The organism is Mobiluncus mulieris (assembly GCF_014204735.1).
GTDB lineage: Bacteria > Actinomycetota > Actinomycetes > Actinomycetales > Actinomycetaceae > Mobiluncus > Mobiluncus mulieris.
Map to the genome: position 1 here is coordinate 1,418,358 of NZ_JACHMA010000001.1, position 18,464 is coordinate 1,436,821.

An 18,464-nucleotide genomic window follows, 5' to 3' on the forward strand; every position below is an offset into this window, starting at 1 on the left:
ATTGGCATATGTCTTTAAGTCCTCTACTTGAATACGCCGAGCGAGAACGTCTTGCTGCGGCCAGCAAGCTGAGCACGCAAAACCAAGCCAAACTCGGCCAATATTTTACCCCAGTAACTACAGCTCAGCTAATTGCGAGAATGGCCGAACTACACCAGTCCGGGACAATACGAGTGCTGGATCCGGGTGCCGGGTCAGGAATACTTACGGCTGCCCTCGTAAATAGGATTCTGAAAGAAACAACCAGCCTCAAAGTGGAGGTACTTGCTATAGAGACAGATACGCAATTAATTCGGCACCTGGAAACCACATTAAACGCCTGTATTAACGCAGGCCACGGACGTGTTAAGGCAAGTTGGGTAAATGCTGATTTTATTCTCGATTCAACTGGTTTAAACCATTCTCTAAATCTAGAGAAAAAATTTGACTTAGTAATAGAAAATCCACCCTACGGAAAACTTGGGGTAAAAGATACAAAGCGAATTGCTATGCGTTCACGCGGCGAGGACGCCCCAAATCTTTACACCGCGTTTCTTTCTCTTTCTATCGATGCACTGTGCAGCGATGGGCAGCTGGTAGCAATTACCCCTCGATCATTTTTTAACGGGTCTTACTTCAAAGATTTTCGTTTTCAATTCTTAGACAATATCGCCCTGCGTAAAATTCATGTTTTTAGTTCCAGATCATCGATTTTTTCAGACTCTGGAGTACTGCAGGAAAATGTTATTTTTCAGGGAATTCGAGGAGCCCAACACCTACCAGTAGTACTTTCTGAAAGTGCCGACGAAAATACCCGAGTTACAAGCAGAATCATCGATTATGAGGATGTCATCTTTCCAAATGATCCACATAGATTCATCAGATTGCCTCTTGGAGTAAGCGACGCCGAAGCCACAGACGTAATTTTAAACCAGCCCTGTTCTTTAGATGATTTAGGAATCCAGGTATCTACCGGCAAGGTCGTTGATTTCCGTTTTCGCGATTCGCTCTGCGATTCTGAACACCCTGATGCTGCACCTCTTATCTATCCAGGAAATTTACGAAACGGAACAGTAGACTGGCCAAGAGATATTCGGAAACCACAGTGGTTCATTCCCACTAACGATAAAGCTAGGAAGATGCTTCTTCCCCAGGGTTGGTACACCTTAGTCAAACGATTCAGCGCCAAAGAAGAACGTCGCCGGGTGGTAGCTTCAACATGGTCTCCGGAGCAATACCCAAGCAACGTAGCATTTGAAAATCACCTCAATATTTTTCATTCAAACAATCAGGGTATTGACGAAAAACTTGCTAAAGGTATCGCAGTCTGGATGAATTCCACATTCATAGATAAGTTCTTTAGAACTTTTTCTGGACATACACAAGTTAATGCTACAGATTTACGCACACTTAGATTTCCTTCCAGAGAAACACTAAGAAGCTTGGGACAAAAGAACCCCCAATCTCAACAGTATATCGATGAAGCAGTAATGGAGCTAACCATCAATGACAGAGCTAAACAATGAAGCCTACGACAAAGTTGAGGATGCCCGGTTTATTCTCGAAAACTTGGGCATGGATGCCGAGCGCAGCAACGAACGCTCCGCGCTCGTTTTTCTGTCTTTGCTAGGTATAGCTCCTGATTCCCCTTGGGTCAGTGCCTCCAATTCGATGCTTGGCACCAGAGCGATAATGGATTTCATCAGGGATAAATACGAAAAGAACTACGCACCGAATACCCGCGAAACTATTCGCCGCTTCACTTTACACCAATTTATCGAGGCGCTACTTGTTACCCAAAATCCAGACAAGCCAGACCGACCCATAAATTCTCCGAACTGGAATTATCAAATCACAGCCGAAACATTAAAATTAGTTCACCACTACGGACAAGAGGACTGGAGCATCCTTTTGAATGATTACCTAAAAAGTATTCCAGGAATTAAATCTAAATACGCCGCACAGCGAGAGATGGAAAAGATTCCTTTAATACTACCGAACGGAAAGAATTTTGCTCTCACACCAGGAGGACAAAATATTTTAATTAAATCAATTGTAGAGGAGTTTTGTCCACGTTTCACACCCGGTGGTCAAATTATTTACATCGGTGACGCTGGAAGCAAATGGGCACTATTTGAAGAAAAAGCACTTTCTAGTTTGGATGTTACCGTTGATGAGCATGGCAAAATGCCAGATATGGTCATATACCTTCGCAGCAAAAACTGGTTAGTGCTCATTGAAGCAGCCAGTTCACACGGCCCAGTGGATTCCACACGAAAAAATGAACTATCCGAACTATTTTCTTCTTCCACAGCCGGACTCGTCTACGTTTCCTGTTTTCCAAGTCGAACCGAATTCCGTAAATATGTAGATAAAATCGCCTGGGAAACAGACATTTGGTGCGCTGATAATCCCACTCATATGATTCACTACAATGGTGAGAGATTCTTAGGACCTTACAATTAAGCATCCTAAGCATTTTCTTACTAAGTCTGCATATTCTTTTCTAAGTAATAATGAAGTAATCTTGGCCGGTGATAGTGGTCAGCAGGGATAGTCCAGTGGCGGGAACGGCTTGGATTAGTTCGGTTTTGGCGGGGGCATCAAAACCGGTCGGAGCAAACACGTTCCCAGAGTCGGCAGTGGCATAACCCGGGTCAGTTGCCACCCAATCGACCAGCTCGCGCCAATCGCTGATTTCAAGACCGAATTCCACACCCAACTTGAGGATTTCCGCCTGGCATTCCACCAGTTTCCACGGTTCCCAGCGCTTCGACCCGCTTCGATTCGACTTGTTTCGATTCGACTTGTTTCGATTCGACCCGCTTCGATTCGACTCGTCTCGATTCAATTCGCCCGGCTTCGGGTGGTGCGGTGGCTGGCGTTTATCCCCCAAATTCATGAGGTGCGTGTCCCCAACGCGCCACACCCCGAAACTGGCACCTAATGAAACCAAACGTTTGCGCGCCAAGTGCACGCCCAACGCGGCGCATTCCACCCCGATAAACCGCAAACCCAAGCCCGCAGCCGCCACCAAAGTCGAACCGGATCCCGCGAAACAATCCAAGACCAGCCCCCCCGGCGGACAAGCCCCCCGCAAGGCGCGTTCCATCACGGCCAGCGGTTTCTGGGTCGGATACCCCACCCAAGACGTGGCGTGATTGGGCGGGCGGGGAATATCCCACACATCGGGCGCGACCATCCCCTCGGGGTGAAATAAACCACGCCGTTTCGGGGCAATTGCCGCCCGGTAGGGCACCCGCACCGCGTCGGGGTCAAAGAAATTTCGCCGCGCATTCTTGGCATAGAATAGAATCGTGTCGTGTTTGCGCCCGAACCGGCGCCTTGACCCACCCCCGGAACCATAAATCCAAACGATTTCATTCAACAGGTTACGCGACCCGAACACTTCGTCGCACACCAGGCGCAGGCTCGCGGCCGCATGCCAGTCGCAGTGCACGAAAATCGAGCCGGTGTCCGCCAACAGTTCCCGCAACGCCCCTAGACGCTCGAACATGAACTGCAGGTATTGCGCATCATCCCACCGGTCGCCGTATTGTTTTTGTTCCAGAATCTGCCCGCCATCCCCGTGTAGCGCCATTTTGGCGACATAATCTGCCTGCGAGTTATACGGCGGGTCAATGTAGACGCAATCGACGCCACCTGCGAACTCCCCCGCCAGGGCTCCCAGCGCCGCCAGATTTTCCCCCACATACAGTCGGTTGTCGAGGGGCGGATTCATGAGGCGCGAGTCCAATTCCTGGCTGTAGTGCTCTTTTAAAGCAAAACTTTGGGGCGTGGGCGGAGGAAAATTCCAAGCGTGTTTACCTTCCCAAGTCAGTTCCACGCCGCGCTCGTTCATGGTTCTACTCTAACAAGGGTTCACTACAAACTGGGCTGTGGAACCACATCAAGATAAGTTGTAGAATTGCGGACATCGGGAAAAGGAGCACACGTGGCCGACTACGAAGAATACTTCCAGAGTCTGGAGCGCAATATCGTCTCTCCCTTGAATCGGGCGCGGGTCAAGAAAATTCTCGAAAGAAACGGCTGGTCATACCAGGTTGGTAATGAAGGCGATATTGCCGGGGCATGGGAAAACGGGATTTACCATTTCGAGGTCACGGGGAATCGCGATTCGGTGTTGTGCGTGCGCGGCACATGGCGCGGCAAGCTCGAACTGGACGATTTCATGTTGGTAAACTCCCTGTGCAACCGTTGGAACACCGAGTATTACTGGCCGAAAACTTATGCGCGGGTTACCGATAATCGCGAACTTTTTGTCCACACGGAACTGCCAATCAGCTACCATGCCGGGTTGACCGATTCCCAGTTAGACGAACACCTGCATTGTGCCCTGGAGTCCTCCGAGGATTTCTTCGAGAAACTGGGCGAAAAATTCCCCCAGTTCGACGAGGGCACCCCGGACGAGGAAGCTTAGCTAGCCCCCCACTGGTCGGATTCCCCCGCGCATACCCCAAAAAACGCTAGCTCGGCAGCAACCACCACAGGGGGTGCCCCTGGGCGCGGTAGCGTTCCAGGAATCGCTCGATTCGCACCGACCAATAGGCAAACAGCCCGTTTCGCACCAGCAAAACTTGGCGGGGGTTCTCCTTCGATTTCGTCAGTCCAATCTCGGCATAAAAACCTCGGCGGGAAAACAGCGTGTAATCCCATTCCAAACTGAGCACACTTTCGATTTCATCAAGGCGCTCCGGCGGCTCTTTGCGTTCCTCGTCGGTCAGTTCACCAACAATCTGATCCGTGACCTCACGGCTCATTAAGTGCGACATGTCACGAGTTTGGCTGGGTTCTGGCGCTAAATTTCGCAGCCTAGATTCCGCGCTGTCATCAACCGAAATGGCACCTAATGAACCCGTCCCCAAATCAGCCAGAGCTGCCGTCCCCCCCGAAGCCGCCACCTTTGCAACCGATTTACCGGGACAAACCGCGTCCAGGGCGATGGCCGAACCAATCCCGAAAATCCGAGGGAAACTGGGATTGCGGAAGGTCTGGGGCAAGACAGCCTCCGGTTCACCCCTGGAATTTTCTTGCAGACGCGCATCCACCTTGAAACGCCCCCAGCGGTCGTAGAGCTGCCCGGAAATATCTTGACCTTCCGGATTTTTTACTTCCAGGGGGGTCAGGACTCGCGAGGCCTCTACCGCCAGCAACTGGCAGGTAATCTCTTCCGGGCTGCCCTCGCCATCAGCGGAAACATAGCGCAAGCGGTTACCGTTAACATTCGACAAACGCTTGCCGCGATGCAGCACAATCCTATAGCGGTGCAACAGCTTTTCGATAGCCTGACGAGCAGCCTGTTCCATTTCTGGGTTCTCGTTCAAGGTATAGAGCCACGGGCGCCCGGCATCAAAAAAATGAATCTGTACCCGGTTGCGCAAGCCCTCTGCGCGCAACACTCCATCCACTGCCAAGGCGTATTCCAAAGCTCCGTAATAGCCGCCCATACCGCGAGCCGCACGCCCCACTGCTATCACCCGGGGGCTGTCCCCCAGCGGCGAATCCTGAATCTCCGAGGCCAGGCGACGTAGTTCCGCCTCGCCCGCTATCGCGGAATCCAGGCGGTCTATTACGCAACTGGCCACGGTGGCGCCCTCGGTAGGCAGCCCCGCCACCCGGTTCATGTCATGTCCCGTCGCCACCACCAAAAAATCATAGGGAACCCGGGCAATTTCACCGGAAAGTGGCGAACCTGTGAACTGGATTTCCACTTGGGGTCGCGAATCGTCGCGCAAGCCTTGCGGGTAAATAACCCGCGCCAATGCCTGGTGGAAAATAATGCCTTTGCGTCGATAGAGCGAACCCAGGGGCACGGTTTCGTGTACGCTGGCTTGCAGCCCGGCCGCAATGTGGGGCAAACAATCGGGGTTTACCCACAGCGAGTCGGGGCTGATTACAATCACCTGGTGCTCTCCATCCAGGCGGTGACGCAGTCCCAGGGCGGTGGCATGGCCGGACGTGCCGGCGCCGATTACGACGATTCTGGCCACTGTGGCTATTTCTCCAGTCGTTTCTTCAAATTGGAATTGGCTTGTTCCACCGGGCGGATTACCAGCCGGTCAATATTCACATGTGGGGGTTGGTGCAAAGCCCAGGCTATCGCGCGGGCAATATCCGCCCCAATCAGGGGATTATCCACCCCAGCATAAACTTCGGTAGCCGCCGCCGTGCTGCCCAGCCGGTTCAAGGAAAACTCGGGGGTTTGCACCAAGCCGGGACAAATCTCAATCAGTCGAATCGGGCGACCCACCAGTTCCAGCCGCAAGGTTTGCGGCAGCATGGCCTCGGCGTGTTTCGCGGCCGTGTATCCCGCCCCACCCGGATAAGTCTCGTGGGCGGCCGTAGAGGTCACGAACACGATGTCACCCTCGCCTTGAGCCATCATGTCGGGCAACAGGGCTTGGGTCAAGCGCAAGGTAGCGAGGACATTGCGGTCATACATGGTTTGCCACCGTTCGGGTTTCGCATCCACTACTGTGTCTACCCCGAGGGCTCCCCCGGCGTTATTGACCAGGGCATCCACCTTTCCGCCCTGGTGTGCCCAGTCGGTCAGTGCCGCGATGTGGGTGGGTTCGGTCAAATCGGCGGCGAAGGCCTGGCATCCGGTTTCGGCGGCGAGGGCGGCGAGGCGCTCAGTTCGCCGCGCGGTGGCCAGCACCTGCCAGCCGTCAGCGCTAAGTTTCTTTACGGTTTCCCACCCGATGCCGGTAGAGGCTCCCGTAACCAAGACCCGTCCGGGCTGGCGGGGTGGGGCTTCCGGGGGACAGGGGATGCCAAAGTTTGCTTCGGGGTCATGAGGTGCTTGCGCGGTTACTGGACCTAGTGTCGTCATTCTGTGCCTCTCAAATTTCGGGGTCTGTGGGCAAGATAATAAACCTATTCTACAATTGCGGGGCTTTTGGCCGGGGAGGATGCCGGTTTTTCAGCGGCTGTGGTTCGCATGATTGAAGCAGCGATGATTCAAGATGCCCAGGCCACAAAATAGCAAGCACCTCATGAACGCGCCGATTTAAGCAATACCGCAACCCGACGGGTAGACTGTTCACAAAAACCCCAAACAAAAGGAAAACAATGACGGAAGCGATTACCTATCCCCAGACCCTAGCCGCGCCCAAGGTTCCGGCCAAAACCACCCTGGAAGGAATCGAGGACAAGTGGCGCAAATTGTGGGCTGACCAAGGCACCTACGATTTCAACCCCGAGACGACCCGCGAAGCCGTGTATTCCATCGATACTCCCCCACCCACCGTATCGGGCTCCCTGCATGTCGGGCACGTGTTTTCCTATACTCACACGGATTTGGTGGCGCGTTACCAGCGCATGAGGGGCAAAAACGTGTTCTATCCGATGGGCTGGGACGACAACGGTCTGCCCACCGAAAGGCGCGTCCAGAATTATTTCGGAGTGCGATGCGACCCGTCGCTGCCCTATGACCCGGATTTCCGCCCCCCCTACGAGGGTGGCGAAGGCAAGTCGATTAAGAATGCCGACCAGGTACCAATCAGTCGCAAAAACTTCGTGGAACTGTGCGAGCGGTTGACAGCTGAGGACGAAAAACAATTCGAGGACTTGTGGCGGCGGCTCGGTTTGTCGATTGATTGGTCTTACACCATGCAAACCATCGGGCAACGCGCCCAGCGGGTCGCCCAGACGTTTTTCTTGCGCAATCTGGCGCGCGGCGAGGCCTATCAGGCACAGGCACCCGGCCTGTGGGATGTGACTTTCCAAACCGCCGTGGCACAAGCCGAGTTGGAATCGCGGGAATATCCCGGGTTCTACCATTCTTTAGCGTTCCACCGTGAGGACGGGGCTGGGGATATCGTAATCGAGACGACCCGACCAGAGCTGCTGGCAGCCTGTGGGGCGCTGATTGCGCACCCGGACGACGAACGCTACCAGGATGTTTTCGGCAAGTTTGTGATTTCCCCCGGTTTCGGGGTGCGGGTACCCGTGTTGGCGCATCCCTTAGCCGAGATGGAAAAGGGCTCCGGTATTGCCATGTGCTGCACCTTTGGCGACTTGGTTGACGTGCAATGGTGGAAGGATTTGAGCCTTCCCACCCGGGTGATTCTAGGTAAAGACGGGCGGATTGTGCGCGAAGTGCCCGAATGGATTGAATCAGAAGCCGGACGCCAATTATTTGCGGACACCTGCGGGAAAACCACCTTTAGCGCCCGTAAAGTGGTAGTGGAGGCCTTGCAGAACAGTGGCGAAATGTTGGACGAACCCAAGGCAACCCAACGGATGACGAACTTTTATGAAAAGGGTGATAAGCCCCTAGAAATCGTGACCTCACGCCAATGGTACATCCGCAATGGCGGGATGCCTTATACTCGGGCGGACAGCGACGTGGACTTGCGCGAGGAGCTGCTGGAACGCGGGCGCGAGTTGGATTTCGTTCCGGATTTCATGAGGGTGCGTTATGAAAACTGGGTCAATGGTTTGAACAGCGACTGGTTGATTTCGCGACAGCGCTTCTTTGGGGTGCCACTGCCCTTGTGGTACCCGATTTTGGATTCTGGCGAAGTCGACTATGACCATCCGTTGACTCCCGCCGAAGACGTGTTGCCCATTGATCCAACCACGGATGTGCCCGCCGGTTACACCGAAGCGCAACGCGGAGTGCCGGGCGGTTTTCAAGCCGAGGTCGACATTATGGATACTTGGGCCACATCCAGTTTGACACCGGAGATTTACGCGGGTTTCCTGCATGACGACAAGTTGTTCGCCAATACTTTCCCCATGGATTTACGCCCGCAAGGCCAAGATATTATCCGCACTTGGTTGTTTTCCACGGTGGTGCGCTCGCACTTGGAGTTTGGGACTTTGCCATGGCGCCAAGCCGCTTTGTCGGGTTGGATTTTAGATCCAGATCACAAGAAAATGAGTAAATCCAAGGGGAATGTGGTCACCCCGATGGGGCTGTTGGAAAAGCATTCCTCGGATGCGGTGCGCTATTGGGCGGCTTCGGCTCGTTTGGGCACGGATGCGGCCTTTGACGAAGGACAGATGAAGGTCGGGCGACGCTTGGCTATTAAACTGCTTAATGCTTCGAAGTTTGCGCTGTCAATGGGCGGTGACGGGGAACTGGTCTTGGATTCCGAGCGGGTTACCGTACCGGTGGATAAGTCGCTGTTGGCCATGCTGGCGAAGGTTATCGACACGGCCACCACTGCCTTTGAAAAGCTCGATCACGCCCGCGCCTTGGAGGTTACCGAATCGTTCTTCTGGACTCTGTGTGACGACTACCTGGAGCTAGTCAAAGACCGGGCATATGGTGTGGATACCTGGACGGATCAGTCGGGGGTGGATTCGGCACGTACTACCCTGGCTTTGGCGATAGACGCGGTGGTGCGCCTGTTGGCGCCTTTCTTGCCTTTCACCGCCGCAGAAGTCTGGTCGTGGTATCGCCCCGGTTCAGTACACCAGGCTTCCTGGCCAGAATCCGGGAACTTAGCAACAGTTGGCGGCGACCCGGAGATTCTGCGAGCCGCCGGCGCGACACTGTCCGCTTTACGCAAGGTGAAGTCAGACGCGAAGGCCTCGCAGCGCACCCCGTTCCTAGAAGCCACTGTTTCGATTCCCACAGGTGTTTTGGCGGCAGTGGAAGCCGCGCGCGGTGACTTGCAGGCCGCCAACCACGTGGAAGGCGAGCTGCGCTTCGTGGCGAAAGAAGTGGAAGAACCCGTGGTCAGCATGTCGGTGCTCGGGGAGCCCCCGGCGAAGCCGGTCAAACCGGCACAAAAGTAGCTAGCTGCCCAGACAGACCCCGGGGTGGCCGGAAATTTCCTGGCCACCCCGGTTTATCAGTCGCGCCTAGCCCAGATTAGTCAGTAAAATAAGCTTTGACTAACTCTTAGCAACAGCAACTAAGGAGTAAATAAGTGGCTGAAACCGAAACCTTTCAATCCCCAATCAAAGTGACTGTTCTTCCCGACGGCACTATGGAGGCTTTCAACCCCAGTACAGTCAAAATTCCCTACTCGTGGAATATTGTGAGACTGCTCTTGAACCGAGTGAAGCGCAACCCCGACGCAACCCTTATCGAGCGAAAAGTCGGACTGGGTTACGAATGGCAGCCTATCACCGCAAAACAGTTCCTAGACGAAGTTGACTCGGTGGCGCGCGGTTTGATGGCACTGGGATTACGCAGCGGGGATCGGATGGCGGTGATGGCACATACGTCTTTCGAATGGACGCTGCTGGATTACGCATGCTGGAGCGTGGGGGCGGTGAATGTGCCACTGTACGAGACCTCTTCCCTAGCACAAATCGGCACAGTGCTGCAAGAAGCTGATATTAAGATTGCTTTCGCCGAGAATGCCCGCTTAGCCGAGGCTATCAACACGGCTGCCCAACAGGTAAAACATCCCTGCCAGGTATTGTCTTTGGATTTGGGAGCGATTGCCGCGCTGCACGAAGCAGGTAATATGGTAGCTCAGATTCAGGTAGACACGGCTCGGAAAGCCTTGACTATGGATTCACCCGCCACGATTATCTATACTTCAGGAACCTCAGGCAAACCCAAGGGTACTGTGCTAACCCACGGGAACTTCACCACTTTGGTATGGGGCAATATGGGATGGATGCCAGAGTTTTCCCGCGATCCACGCTCTCGTTTGCTGCTGTTCTTGCCGCTGGCACACGTATATGCGCGCCTGCTGGAAGTGTTCATGATTAGTGGTGCCGGAGTGTTGGGACACGCGCCAAACATCAAGAACCTGCTGCCTGATATTGCCTCGTTCAAGCCGACATATTTGCTGGTAGTGCCCCGGGTTTTGGAAAAGATTTACAACTCGGCCGATGCCCAAGCCAGCGCCTCGAAAGTAAAACACCTGTTGTTCAAACGTGCGGTGCGCACCGCAATCGACTATTCGCGAGCCTTGGATTATCCCGAACCGGTCAGTAAACGGCTGCGAGCCCGCCGCGCGTTCTACGAGCAACTGGTATATCGCAAGATTATGGGACTTTTGGGCGGTAAATGCGGCTTCGTGATTTCTGGGGGCGGGGCGCTGGGCGACCGCCTGGGGCATTTCTATCGCGGAATTGGACTGCAGGTGCTGGAGGGCTATGGTTTGACCGAAACCACCGCCCCGGTAACGGTAAACACTATGAAGCTCAATCGTATCGGCACCGTGGGGGCGCCGGTGTGTTCCGCCACGATTCGGGTCACCCCCGAAGGCGAGATTTGGATTAAAGGTCCGACTGTAAGCCCCGGTTATTTGAAGCCCGAACAAAACGACGGGGTGTTCCACGACGATGGCTGGTTTGACTCCGGGGACTTGGGCTCCATGAATGAAGCCGGGTTGCTGACAATCACGGGACGCGCCAAAGAGATGCTGGTTACCGCCGGGGGTAAGAACGTCGTGCCCGCCACCTTGGAGGGTCCCTTGCAGTCTCACCCGCTGATTTCCCAGATTATGATTGTGGGCGAAGGTAAACCTTTCGTGGGGGCGCTGGTAACCCTCGATGCCGAGATGCTGCCCGGTTGGATGAAGAATAAAGGCCTGGAGCCGGTGGATGTCACGGCCGCTTCGCACCACCCTGCTATAGAGGCTTCGATTGCCCGAGCGATTGACAAGGCCAACCAGGGGGTGTCCCGTGCCGAGTCCATCCGCGAATTCCGTATCTTGCCTTTCGATTTCACCGAAGCCAATGGAATGCTGACCCCGTCCATGAAGATTCGTCGCTCGGTGATTGCCCAAAAGTGCGCGACCGAGATAGAGGATATCTATAAGGACGTGGCACAGCCCGAGTTGGACGAGAAGCCCGGTGGTATGATGGCCAATGGTCGCGCGGATTTATCCAAGATTACCGGCTATCTGAAGAACCTGTTGAGCTTCCCCCACGGGGAATAGTTGCCGCGCGGCGCCGCCGAAGCACCAAACCACCATCTTCCCGTCTCGCTAGCGCGCACCCGCGAACCACCAAGCGACACAAGCACCTCATGAACCCGGCGAAACCGGGTCAGGGTCGCGCCAGGCGACGTGGTGACGAATGACCTCGTCGACGATGAAACGCAAGAACTTCTTGGCGAACTCGGGATCCAGGCCGGATTCTTCGGCTAGAGCCTGCAGGCGTTCCACCTGCCGCGCCTCGCGCGCCGGGTCGGACGGCGGCAAATCCAGCCGGGCTTTCAACTGGCCAACCTTTTGGGTACACCGGAAGCGCTCGGCCAGCAAATGCACCAGCGCCGCATCAATATTATCAATCGTTTCCCGGTATTCTCGCAGTTCCGGCGGGGTTTGTGGGGGATTTTCTAAAATTCTTTCGGCGTTCATCTCTCTCCTTGGAAGGTGTGGTTCACGGGATACGTTCATGAGGTGCTAGCAACTCATGAACCCCAGTCCATAGACAAGTCCTGTCTAGAATCGGAAGAAGCGACCTACGCGCTCTTGGCCTGCGAAGTCCCCACCTCGCGAGGCACCAGGGTGGGCTCCGCCCCCATCGAAACGCATTCAGGCTCGATGATAACCTCGGCCACATCATCGCGTGACGGCAGGTCAAACATAATGGCCGCCAGGGTCTGTTCCATCAAAGTGGACAGGGAACGCGCCCCGGTGCCGCGTTTCTCGGCCACGCGAGCTACCTCGCGGATGGCCTCGTCCGTAAACGTCAGCTTCACCCCGTCCAGCTCGAACAAATGCTGGTATTGCTTCAAAATCGCGTTCTTCGGTTCGGTCAACACCCGCGACAAGTCATCCACATTCAGGGCGGATACATTGGTAATCACGGGAAGCCGTCCGATGAATTCCGGAATCAACCCGAATTTGTGTAAATCATCGGGGGTGACCTTGGCGTACAAATCGCCGTGTTCCTTCATGGACTTTAAATCCGACCCGAAACCGGTGGAACGCTGCCCTAGGCGAGCCTTGACGATCTCGTCGATACCGGCGAAAGCCCCGGCGGCAATAAACAGAATCGAGGAAGTGTTAATCTCGATGAAATCCTGGTGCGGATGTTTACGCCCGCCTTGGGGTGGCACCGACGCCACCGTACCCTCAATAATCTTCAACAGGGCTTGCTGCACGCCTTCGCCTGACACGTCGCGGGTAATCGAGGCGTTCTCGCCTTTACGTGAAATCTTGTCGATTTCATCGATATAGATAATCCCGCGTTCGGCCTTTTTCACATCCCCGTCGGCGGCCTGAATCAGGCGCAGCAAGATGTTCTCTACATCCTCGCCCACGTATCCGGCTTCGGTTAAAGCCGTGGCATCCACGATACAGAAAGGTACTTTAAGCAGCCTGGCCAAAGAGCGCGCCAGGTGGGTTTTCCCGGTTCCAGTCGGTCCCAACAAGAGGATATTCGACTTGGTCATCTCCATCCCGGAGTCTTCCCCACGTCGCATGGCTCGCACCCGCTTGTAGTGGTTGTACACCGCCACCGACAGGGCACGCTTGGCGTTTTCTTGGCCAATGACGTACATCTGCAGGAAATCAAAGATTTCATGCGGAGTCGGCAGCAGTTCCAAGGAAGGAGAATTCTCGCCTTCCAGTTCCTCGGCGATAATCTCGTTACACAGTTCGATGCATTCGTCGCAAATATAAACCCCAGGCCCGGCAATGAGTTTGCGTACCTGACGCTGACTTTTCCCGCAGAAAGAACATTTCAACAGGTCGACGGACTCAGCTGCGCGAGACATAGACACCCTTCGCTTGGAAACAGTTTCACGGTAATTCTAGTTGATGCAGGGGTTTTTCGCGCCCTGACTCGCCCGGCCAGGTATTCTCTCGTTTCATGAGGTGCCAGCCCGCAATCCAAGCAAAATGCCCGCAATCTAAGCTTTCACCTCGTGAAAAGAACGCAAGCAACCCGCCCAAACCTTAGTTATTCGAGCCCTTCCGAGGCGAAAGTACCTGGTCAATCAAACCGTATTCCTTGGCTTGCGCGGCTGTCAGAATCTTGTCGCGGTCAATGTCTTCATGCATCTGTTCCAGGGTACGCCCGGAGTGCTTAGAGAGGGTTTCCTCTAGCCAAGCCCGCATCCGGTCGATTTCCTCGGCGATAATCGCCAGGTCGGTGGCCTGTCCCTGGGCACCTTGAATCGCGGGCTGGTGAATCAACACGCGGGCGTTAGGCAAAGCCAGGCGTTTACCCGGCGAACCCCCTGCCAGCAACACCGCCGCCGCCGAAGCCGCCTGGCCTAGGCACACGGTTTGAATCTCGGGTTTGATGTACTGCATCGTATCGTAAATCGCAGTCATCGCGGTAAAAGATCCCCCCGGAGAGTTGATGTACATGGTAATCAGCGAATCCGGGTCTTGGCTTTCCAAAACCAGCAGCTGTGCCATCACATCGTCGGCCGAATTATCGTCGACCTGTTCCCCCAGGAACACAATACGATCCTCGAACAACTTGGCGTAAGGATCTTGGCGTTTGTAGCCATAAGCGGTACGTTCCTCGAAGGTGGGCAGAATATACCTGGCGCTGGGCAGCATCGCCGCCGCCCCAACCCCATCCGGGTATCCCGCGTGTCTCGCCTCAAATCCGCCTTGTAAATCGCGATAGTTCATGTTTACTCCCCCTTCTTCACGGCCTCAGCGTTTTCCACCACCGCGTCGATAAACCCGTATTCCAAGGCTTCTTGGGCAGTGTACCAGTGATCGCGGTCGGCATCCCGAGTGATTTCCTCGAGGGTGTGCCCGGTACGTTCGGCGGTAATCTGGGCGAGCTCATTTTTCATCGCCAGAATCAAATCCGCGTTAATCCGCACTTCCGAGGCCGTGCCCTGTACCCCGCCGAGCGGCTGGTGCATCAAAATCCGAGCGTGGGGCGTGGCGAAACGCTTGCCCTTCGCCCCGGCCGTCAACAGGAACTGCCCCATCGAGGCCGCCATCCCCATCGTCACGGTCACTACGTCAGGCTTGATGTACTGCATAGTGTCGTAAATCGCCATGCCCGCCGTGACAGATCCCCCCGGCGAGTTGATATAAAGGTAAATATCGGAATCCGGGTCTTCGGCGGCCAGCAGCAGCATCTGGGCGCAAATCGCATTGGCGTTTTCCTCTGCCACTTGGGTACCAAGCCAAATAATGCGCTCTTTGAGCAGACGTTTGTAAATAAAATCGTTCATCGGCGCGGCCGCGTCGTCTTTCGCGTTGTGGGGCACTGTTCCTCCTTGGATTGTCCCTTCCACCTTATTGTATCTGACGTGGTGACGTGGTTGTATAGCTCGCTTTTTCGCTATTGGCTTACGGTCTTATCATGAGGTGCCAAGTGGGATTCAGCCTCGCCCCACAACATAAGGCAACATTTAATCCCTGGGCGTGGTCACGCCCAGGGATTAAATCAACAAGCATTAACCCTTATGCTTCCGTTTCAGCAGACTCTGCGCCAGACTCGTCAGCAGCATCCGCGTCGTCGTCCTCGTCAAGGCCGATAAACTCGGACAAATCCAGCTCCTGCCCTTTGGTGTCCTTGACGGATACCTCTGACAAGGCCGCCGCAATGGCCTTGTTGCGGGCAATCTCTTGGATAAACGCGGGAATCCGGTTGTTTTGCTCGGCTGAACTTAGCAGCGCCGAGGGATCCATCCCATAGGTCTGGGCGGTTTGCAAGATAAACTGCAACAATTCTTCCTGGGTGACATTCATCTGGCGCTTTTCAGCCAAGGTGTCCAAGATAATCTGGGTCTTGAGGTCTTTTTCGACCAGTTCACGCACCCGCTGCTTTTCTTCATCCGAATCTTCCTCGCGTACCTGGGTGGCCAAAGTATCTTCCACCACGCCTTCCGGCAGCGGGAACTCCAGGTCACCCACGAGTTTCTGCACCAGTTTGTCACGGGCATCCAGGGCTTGTTCGGCACGCTTTTGCTTGGTGACGGTCTCTTCCATTTCTTTGCGGAAGTCATCAATCGTGTCGTGGTCGGAAACCATCATGGCGAACTCATCGTCCAATTCGGGCAGAACCTGTTCCTTGACGGAACCCAAAACCACATTAGCCAGGGCTTCCTCGCCTCCGTGAGGACCAGACTTCAACTGGGTCTTGAATTCTTTGACTTCCCCAGCCTTCAGCCCCTTCAAAGCATCATCCAGGCCGTCCAGAATTCCGCCACTGCCGACCCGATAGGAAACCTGGGTCATATTGTCGATTTCCTCGTCACCTTGTTTGGTGACCACGTCGATAGTGACGAAGTCTTCGTCTTTCACCGCCCGTTCCACGGATTTCAAGCTGGCGAAACGCCGCCGCAAAGCGGTCAGTTCTTCTTCGACATCCTCGGCTTTGACCTCGACCGGTTCGACTTCCAGTTCTATACCGGAAAACTCGGGCAGCTTCACTTCGGGGCGTATCTCTACCTCGACGCTGAACTTCAAATCCCCGCCGGCATTACCTTCGATATTGGGGGTGTCGGAAACCTCAATCGCGGGCTTCCCCAGGGGGGCAAGCTTGTTTTCCTCGACAACCTGGCCATAGTATTCGGGCATGGCATGGTTCACCGCGTCTTCGATAACCGCACCGCGTCCCACATAGGATTCAACGACACGCGCCGGGGCGCGACCACGCCGGAATCCGGGGATATTCATCTGTTTGGAGTACTCCTTGAAAACCTTGTCCATCTCCGGTTTAAATTCTTCGTAAGGAACCTCCACCGTAATCTTTACCTTCGTGGGGTTCAGGTTCTCTACAGTGCTCTTCACAGCTTCTCCGTTTTACAAATCGATTCAACCCGCAGCTCTTCCACAGGTCTGTAACAACTTTCCAATCTTACGACACCGAGGCGTTTTCGCGAAACTTTACCCGCGAGTAAACCCCAAATCCTCTAGCGGTTGGAACCGCGCGACTGCAAGCGTATCCCCAGCCACTGCGCCGAGACATGCGAGGACGACAGGACACGCAGTCCAGCGGTTTTCGCGGCTTCCTCGACAAATTGGGTAGCCACGGTGTTCTTGGCTCCGGCTTTGGGCACAAGCACCCAAATCAACCCACCATTGTCGAGATTCCCCGCCGCATCCACCAGTAAATCCGCGAGGTCATCGACTTCTCCGTCTTCGGCGCGCCACCAGATAATAGCGCCATCCGACACGTCGCGATAGTCTTCGTCTACCAGTTGGGTGCCGAGAAGAGTTTCGATGTTGTCACGCAAAGTCTCGTCAACATCGTCGTCATAATAGAATTCTTGGACGATTTCGCCCGGTTGGAAACCCAAGCCATCATTGAGGTCTTTATGCTGAGATTGCGCCTTAGCGGCGGAATCATTTGTTGTCATAACACCAGGATATATGAAAGTCACGAGTTTTAGCGAAATTTTCGCCCCTATGCCGCGCCAAAATATAAAGCTCCTGGTCTAGCCCACCTTGTGCAGATATCGCACCGGCGCCCCTACCCCGGCCCAACGGTAGGGTTCCAGTTCTTCGTCCCACGCCCGTCCCAGCGCCAGATCCAGGTCGCGGCGCAGCTGTGCCGGATCCTCAGCGTGTTCTAAAGCCGCCAAGATACGCCCCTCTGGAACTACCACGTTCCCCACGGAATCAGTTTGCGCATAGAAAATCCCCAGTTCCGGGCTGTGCATCCACCGACCCCCGTCAGAACCAGGAGCGGCTTCCTCGGTGACTTCGTAGCGTAGGTTTTCCCAACCGCGCAGCCCGCTGGCCAGTTTCGCTCCCGTCCCGACCGGTCCGACCCAAGAATATTCGGCGCGAAACAGCCTCGGCTCGGCATCTTGTACCGTCCAGTCCAGTTTGACTTCCTGGTTCAGCACCGCCCCCGCTGCCCACTCGATGTGGGGACAAAGCGCCCTAGGCGCCGTGTGGATAAACAGGACGCCGCGCGTATGTTGATTCATGGTTACCTCCTGTTGTTTAAACCTTTAACCGAGCCCTTGCGAGCCTCAGCCGCAAGCCAGTGTTACGGCTTCCCCTCCGAACACTGAATCACAACAGGGTAACTTCATTTTCATTGTACGCCATCACAGATGTCTTGGCGAGTTCATGAGGCGCTATCCGGGATTTTCCCCGATTCCCTAAAGATCCATCTTTCTTACTTGCTGCAGGGCGGCCTTGCGATATTTGCGCTCCAGCTTATCGATATACAAAATCCCTTCCAGGTGATCCGTCTCGTGTTGTAAACAGCGTCCCATCAGCTCCTCGCCTTCTACCACCACGGGTTTCCCATCCAGGTCAATTCCTTCCACCCGGGCATACCAGGCACGCTCTGTGGGATAGAACAGGTTCGGCACACTCAAGCAGCCCTCGTCACCATCCTGGTATTCGTCTTGACTGACTTCCACCAGCTTCGGATTCAACACATAGCCAATCTCGCCGTCAATATTCCAGGAAAAAGCCCGCAGGCTCACCCCAATCTGGTTCGCAGCCAGGCCGGCGCGCCCCTCTTGGTCAACATTCTCTAGCAAGTCCTCGACCAGCTGTTTCACCCCCGGGTCGCGCGGGTCTTTAATCCATTCACACGGCGTGCGCAACACCGGGTCGCCCACAACACGTATCTCTCTAAAAGCCATTATTTCC

At 54.8% G+C, this 18,464-nt stretch carries 16 protein-coding genes; 5 read left to right on the forward strand and 11 right to left on the reverse strand.

The features are described from left to right. Nucleotides 1-8: 8 nt before the first annotated feature. Both F4555_RS06405 and F4555_RS06410 read left to right on the forward strand, forming a co-directional pair. Nucleotides 9-1,505 carry an Eco57I restriction-modification methylase domain-containing protein gene (locus tag F4555_RS06405; RefSeq protein WP_115325946.1) on the forward strand — a complete coding sequence of 499 codons (1,497 nt, stop codon included), beginning with the start codon at nucleotides 9-11 and terminating at the stop codon, nucleotides 1,503-1,505. Further along, a complete protein-coding gene (locus tag F4555_RS06410) occupies nucleotides 1,486-2,445 on the forward strand; it encodes a BsuBI/PstI family type II restriction endonuclease (RefSeq protein ID WP_115325945.1) in 960 nt (319 codons plus the stop codon). Before F4555_RS06405 ends, F4555_RS06410 begins: the two co-directional genes overlap by 20 nt. 40 nt (nucleotides 2,446-2,485) lie before the next feature. Here F4555_RS06410 and F4555_RS06415 read toward each other — a convergent pair whose 3' ends face one another. Then, nucleotides 2,486-3,841 (reverse strand): DNA methyltransferase, encoded by a 1,356-nt coding sequence (locus F4555_RS06415; protein WP_115325944.1) that lies wholly within the window; start codon nucleotides 3,839-3,841, stop codon nucleotides 2,486-2,488. Between the two features lie 93 nt (nucleotides 3,842-3,934). Here F4555_RS06415 and F4555_RS06420 point away from each other — a divergent pair, with 93 nt between their 5' ends. Beyond that, nucleotides 3,935-4,420 (forward strand): YbjN domain-containing protein, encoded by a 486-nt coding sequence (locus F4555_RS06420; protein ID WP_004011934.1) that lies wholly within the window; start codon nucleotides 3,935-3,937, stop codon nucleotides 4,418-4,420. 46 nt (nucleotides 4,421-4,466) lie between these two features. On the opposite strand, the gene F4555_RS06425 is transcribed toward F4555_RS06420, so the two are convergent. Then, a complete protein-coding gene (locus F4555_RS06425; RefSeq protein WP_115325943.1) occupies nucleotides 4,467-5,990 on the reverse strand; it encodes an FAD-dependent oxidoreductase in 1,524 nt (507 codons plus the stop codon). A gap of 5 nt (nucleotides 5,991-5,995) precedes the next feature. Beyond that, nucleotides 5,996-6,832, reverse strand: a complete 837-nt coding sequence (locus F4555_RS06430) for an SDR family oxidoreductase (RefSeq protein WP_004011932.1) — start codon at nucleotides 6,830-6,832, stop codon at nucleotides 5,996-5,998. Nucleotides 6,833-7,071: 239 nt separating this feature from the next. Here F4555_RS06430 and valS point away from each other — a divergent pair, with 239 nt between their 5' ends. Beyond that, nucleotides 7,072-9,750 (forward strand): valine--tRNA ligase, encoded by a 2,679-nt coding sequence (gene valS, locus F4555_RS06435; RefSeq protein ID WP_115325942.1) that lies wholly within the window; start codon nucleotides 7,072-7,074, stop codon nucleotides 9,748-9,750. A 134-nt stretch (nucleotides 9,751-9,884) separates the two neighbouring features. Further along, nucleotides 9,885-11,858 (forward strand): AMP-dependent synthetase/ligase, encoded by a 1,974-nt coding sequence (locus F4555_RS06440; protein ID WP_004014297.1) that lies wholly within the window; start codon nucleotides 9,885-9,887, stop codon nucleotides 11,856-11,858. 87 nt (nucleotides 11,859-11,945) lie between these two features. Here the strand turns inward: F4555_RS06440 and F4555_RS06445 are convergent, their stop codons facing one another. The 8 genes from F4555_RS06445 to def all read right to left on the reverse strand — a co-directional run bounded on the left by F4555_RS06445 (nucleotide 11,946) and on the right by def (nucleotide 18,457). Beyond that, complete coding sequence (locus F4555_RS06445) at nucleotides 11,946-12,281, reverse strand: chorismate mutase (RefSeq protein WP_004011929.1); 336 nt, start codon at nucleotides 12,279-12,281, stop codon at nucleotides 11,946-11,948. 104 nt (nucleotides 12,282-12,385) lie between these two features. After that, nucleotides 12,386-13,645 (reverse strand): ATP-dependent Clp protease ATP-binding subunit ClpX, encoded by a 1,260-nt coding sequence (gene clpX / locus F4555_RS06450; protein ID WP_004011928.1) that lies wholly within the window; start codon nucleotides 13,643-13,645, stop codon nucleotides 12,386-12,388. Nucleotides 13,646-13,826: 181 nt separating this feature from the next. After that, nucleotides 13,827-14,441 (reverse strand): ATP-dependent Clp protease proteolytic subunit, encoded by a 615-nt coding sequence (locus tag F4555_RS06455; RefSeq protein WP_169770362.1) that lies wholly within the window; start codon nucleotides 14,439-14,441, stop codon nucleotides 13,827-13,829. 77 nt (nucleotides 14,442-14,518) lie between these two features. After that, the gene (locus tag F4555_RS06460) at nucleotides 14,519-15,112 is read right to left on the reverse strand and encodes an ATP-dependent Clp protease proteolytic subunit (RefSeq protein WP_004014300.1); all 594 of its coding nucleotides are present in this window, start codon (nucleotides 15,110-15,112) and stop codon (nucleotides 14,519-14,521) included. Between the two features lie 196 nt (nucleotides 15,113-15,308). Continuing rightward, nucleotides 15,309-16,640: a trigger factor gene (tig, locus tag F4555_RS06465; protein WP_004011924.1), complete on the reverse strand. Its 1,332-nt coding sequence runs from the start codon at nucleotides 16,638-16,640 to the stop codon at nucleotides 15,309-15,311. 122 nt (nucleotides 16,641-16,762) lie between these two features. After that, the gene (locus F4555_RS06470; protein ID WP_004011923.1) at nucleotides 16,763-17,209 is read right to left on the reverse strand and encodes a DUF3052 domain-containing protein; all 447 of its coding nucleotides are present in this window, start codon (nucleotides 17,207-17,209) and stop codon (nucleotides 16,763-16,765) included. Between the two features lie 78 nt (nucleotides 17,210-17,287). Beyond that, entirely contained in the window at nucleotides 17,288-17,785 is a 498-nt protein-coding gene (locus tag F4555_RS06475) for a DUF3145 domain-containing protein (RefSeq protein ID WP_004011921.1), read from the reverse strand. 177 nt (nucleotides 17,786-17,962) lie between these two features. Beyond that, nucleotides 17,963-18,457, reverse strand: coding sequence for a peptide deformylase (gene def / locus F4555_RS06480; protein WP_004011920.1), 495 nt, complete (start codon nucleotides 18,455-18,457; stop codon nucleotides 17,963-17,965). Nucleotides 18,458-18,464: the final 7 nt, after the last annotated feature.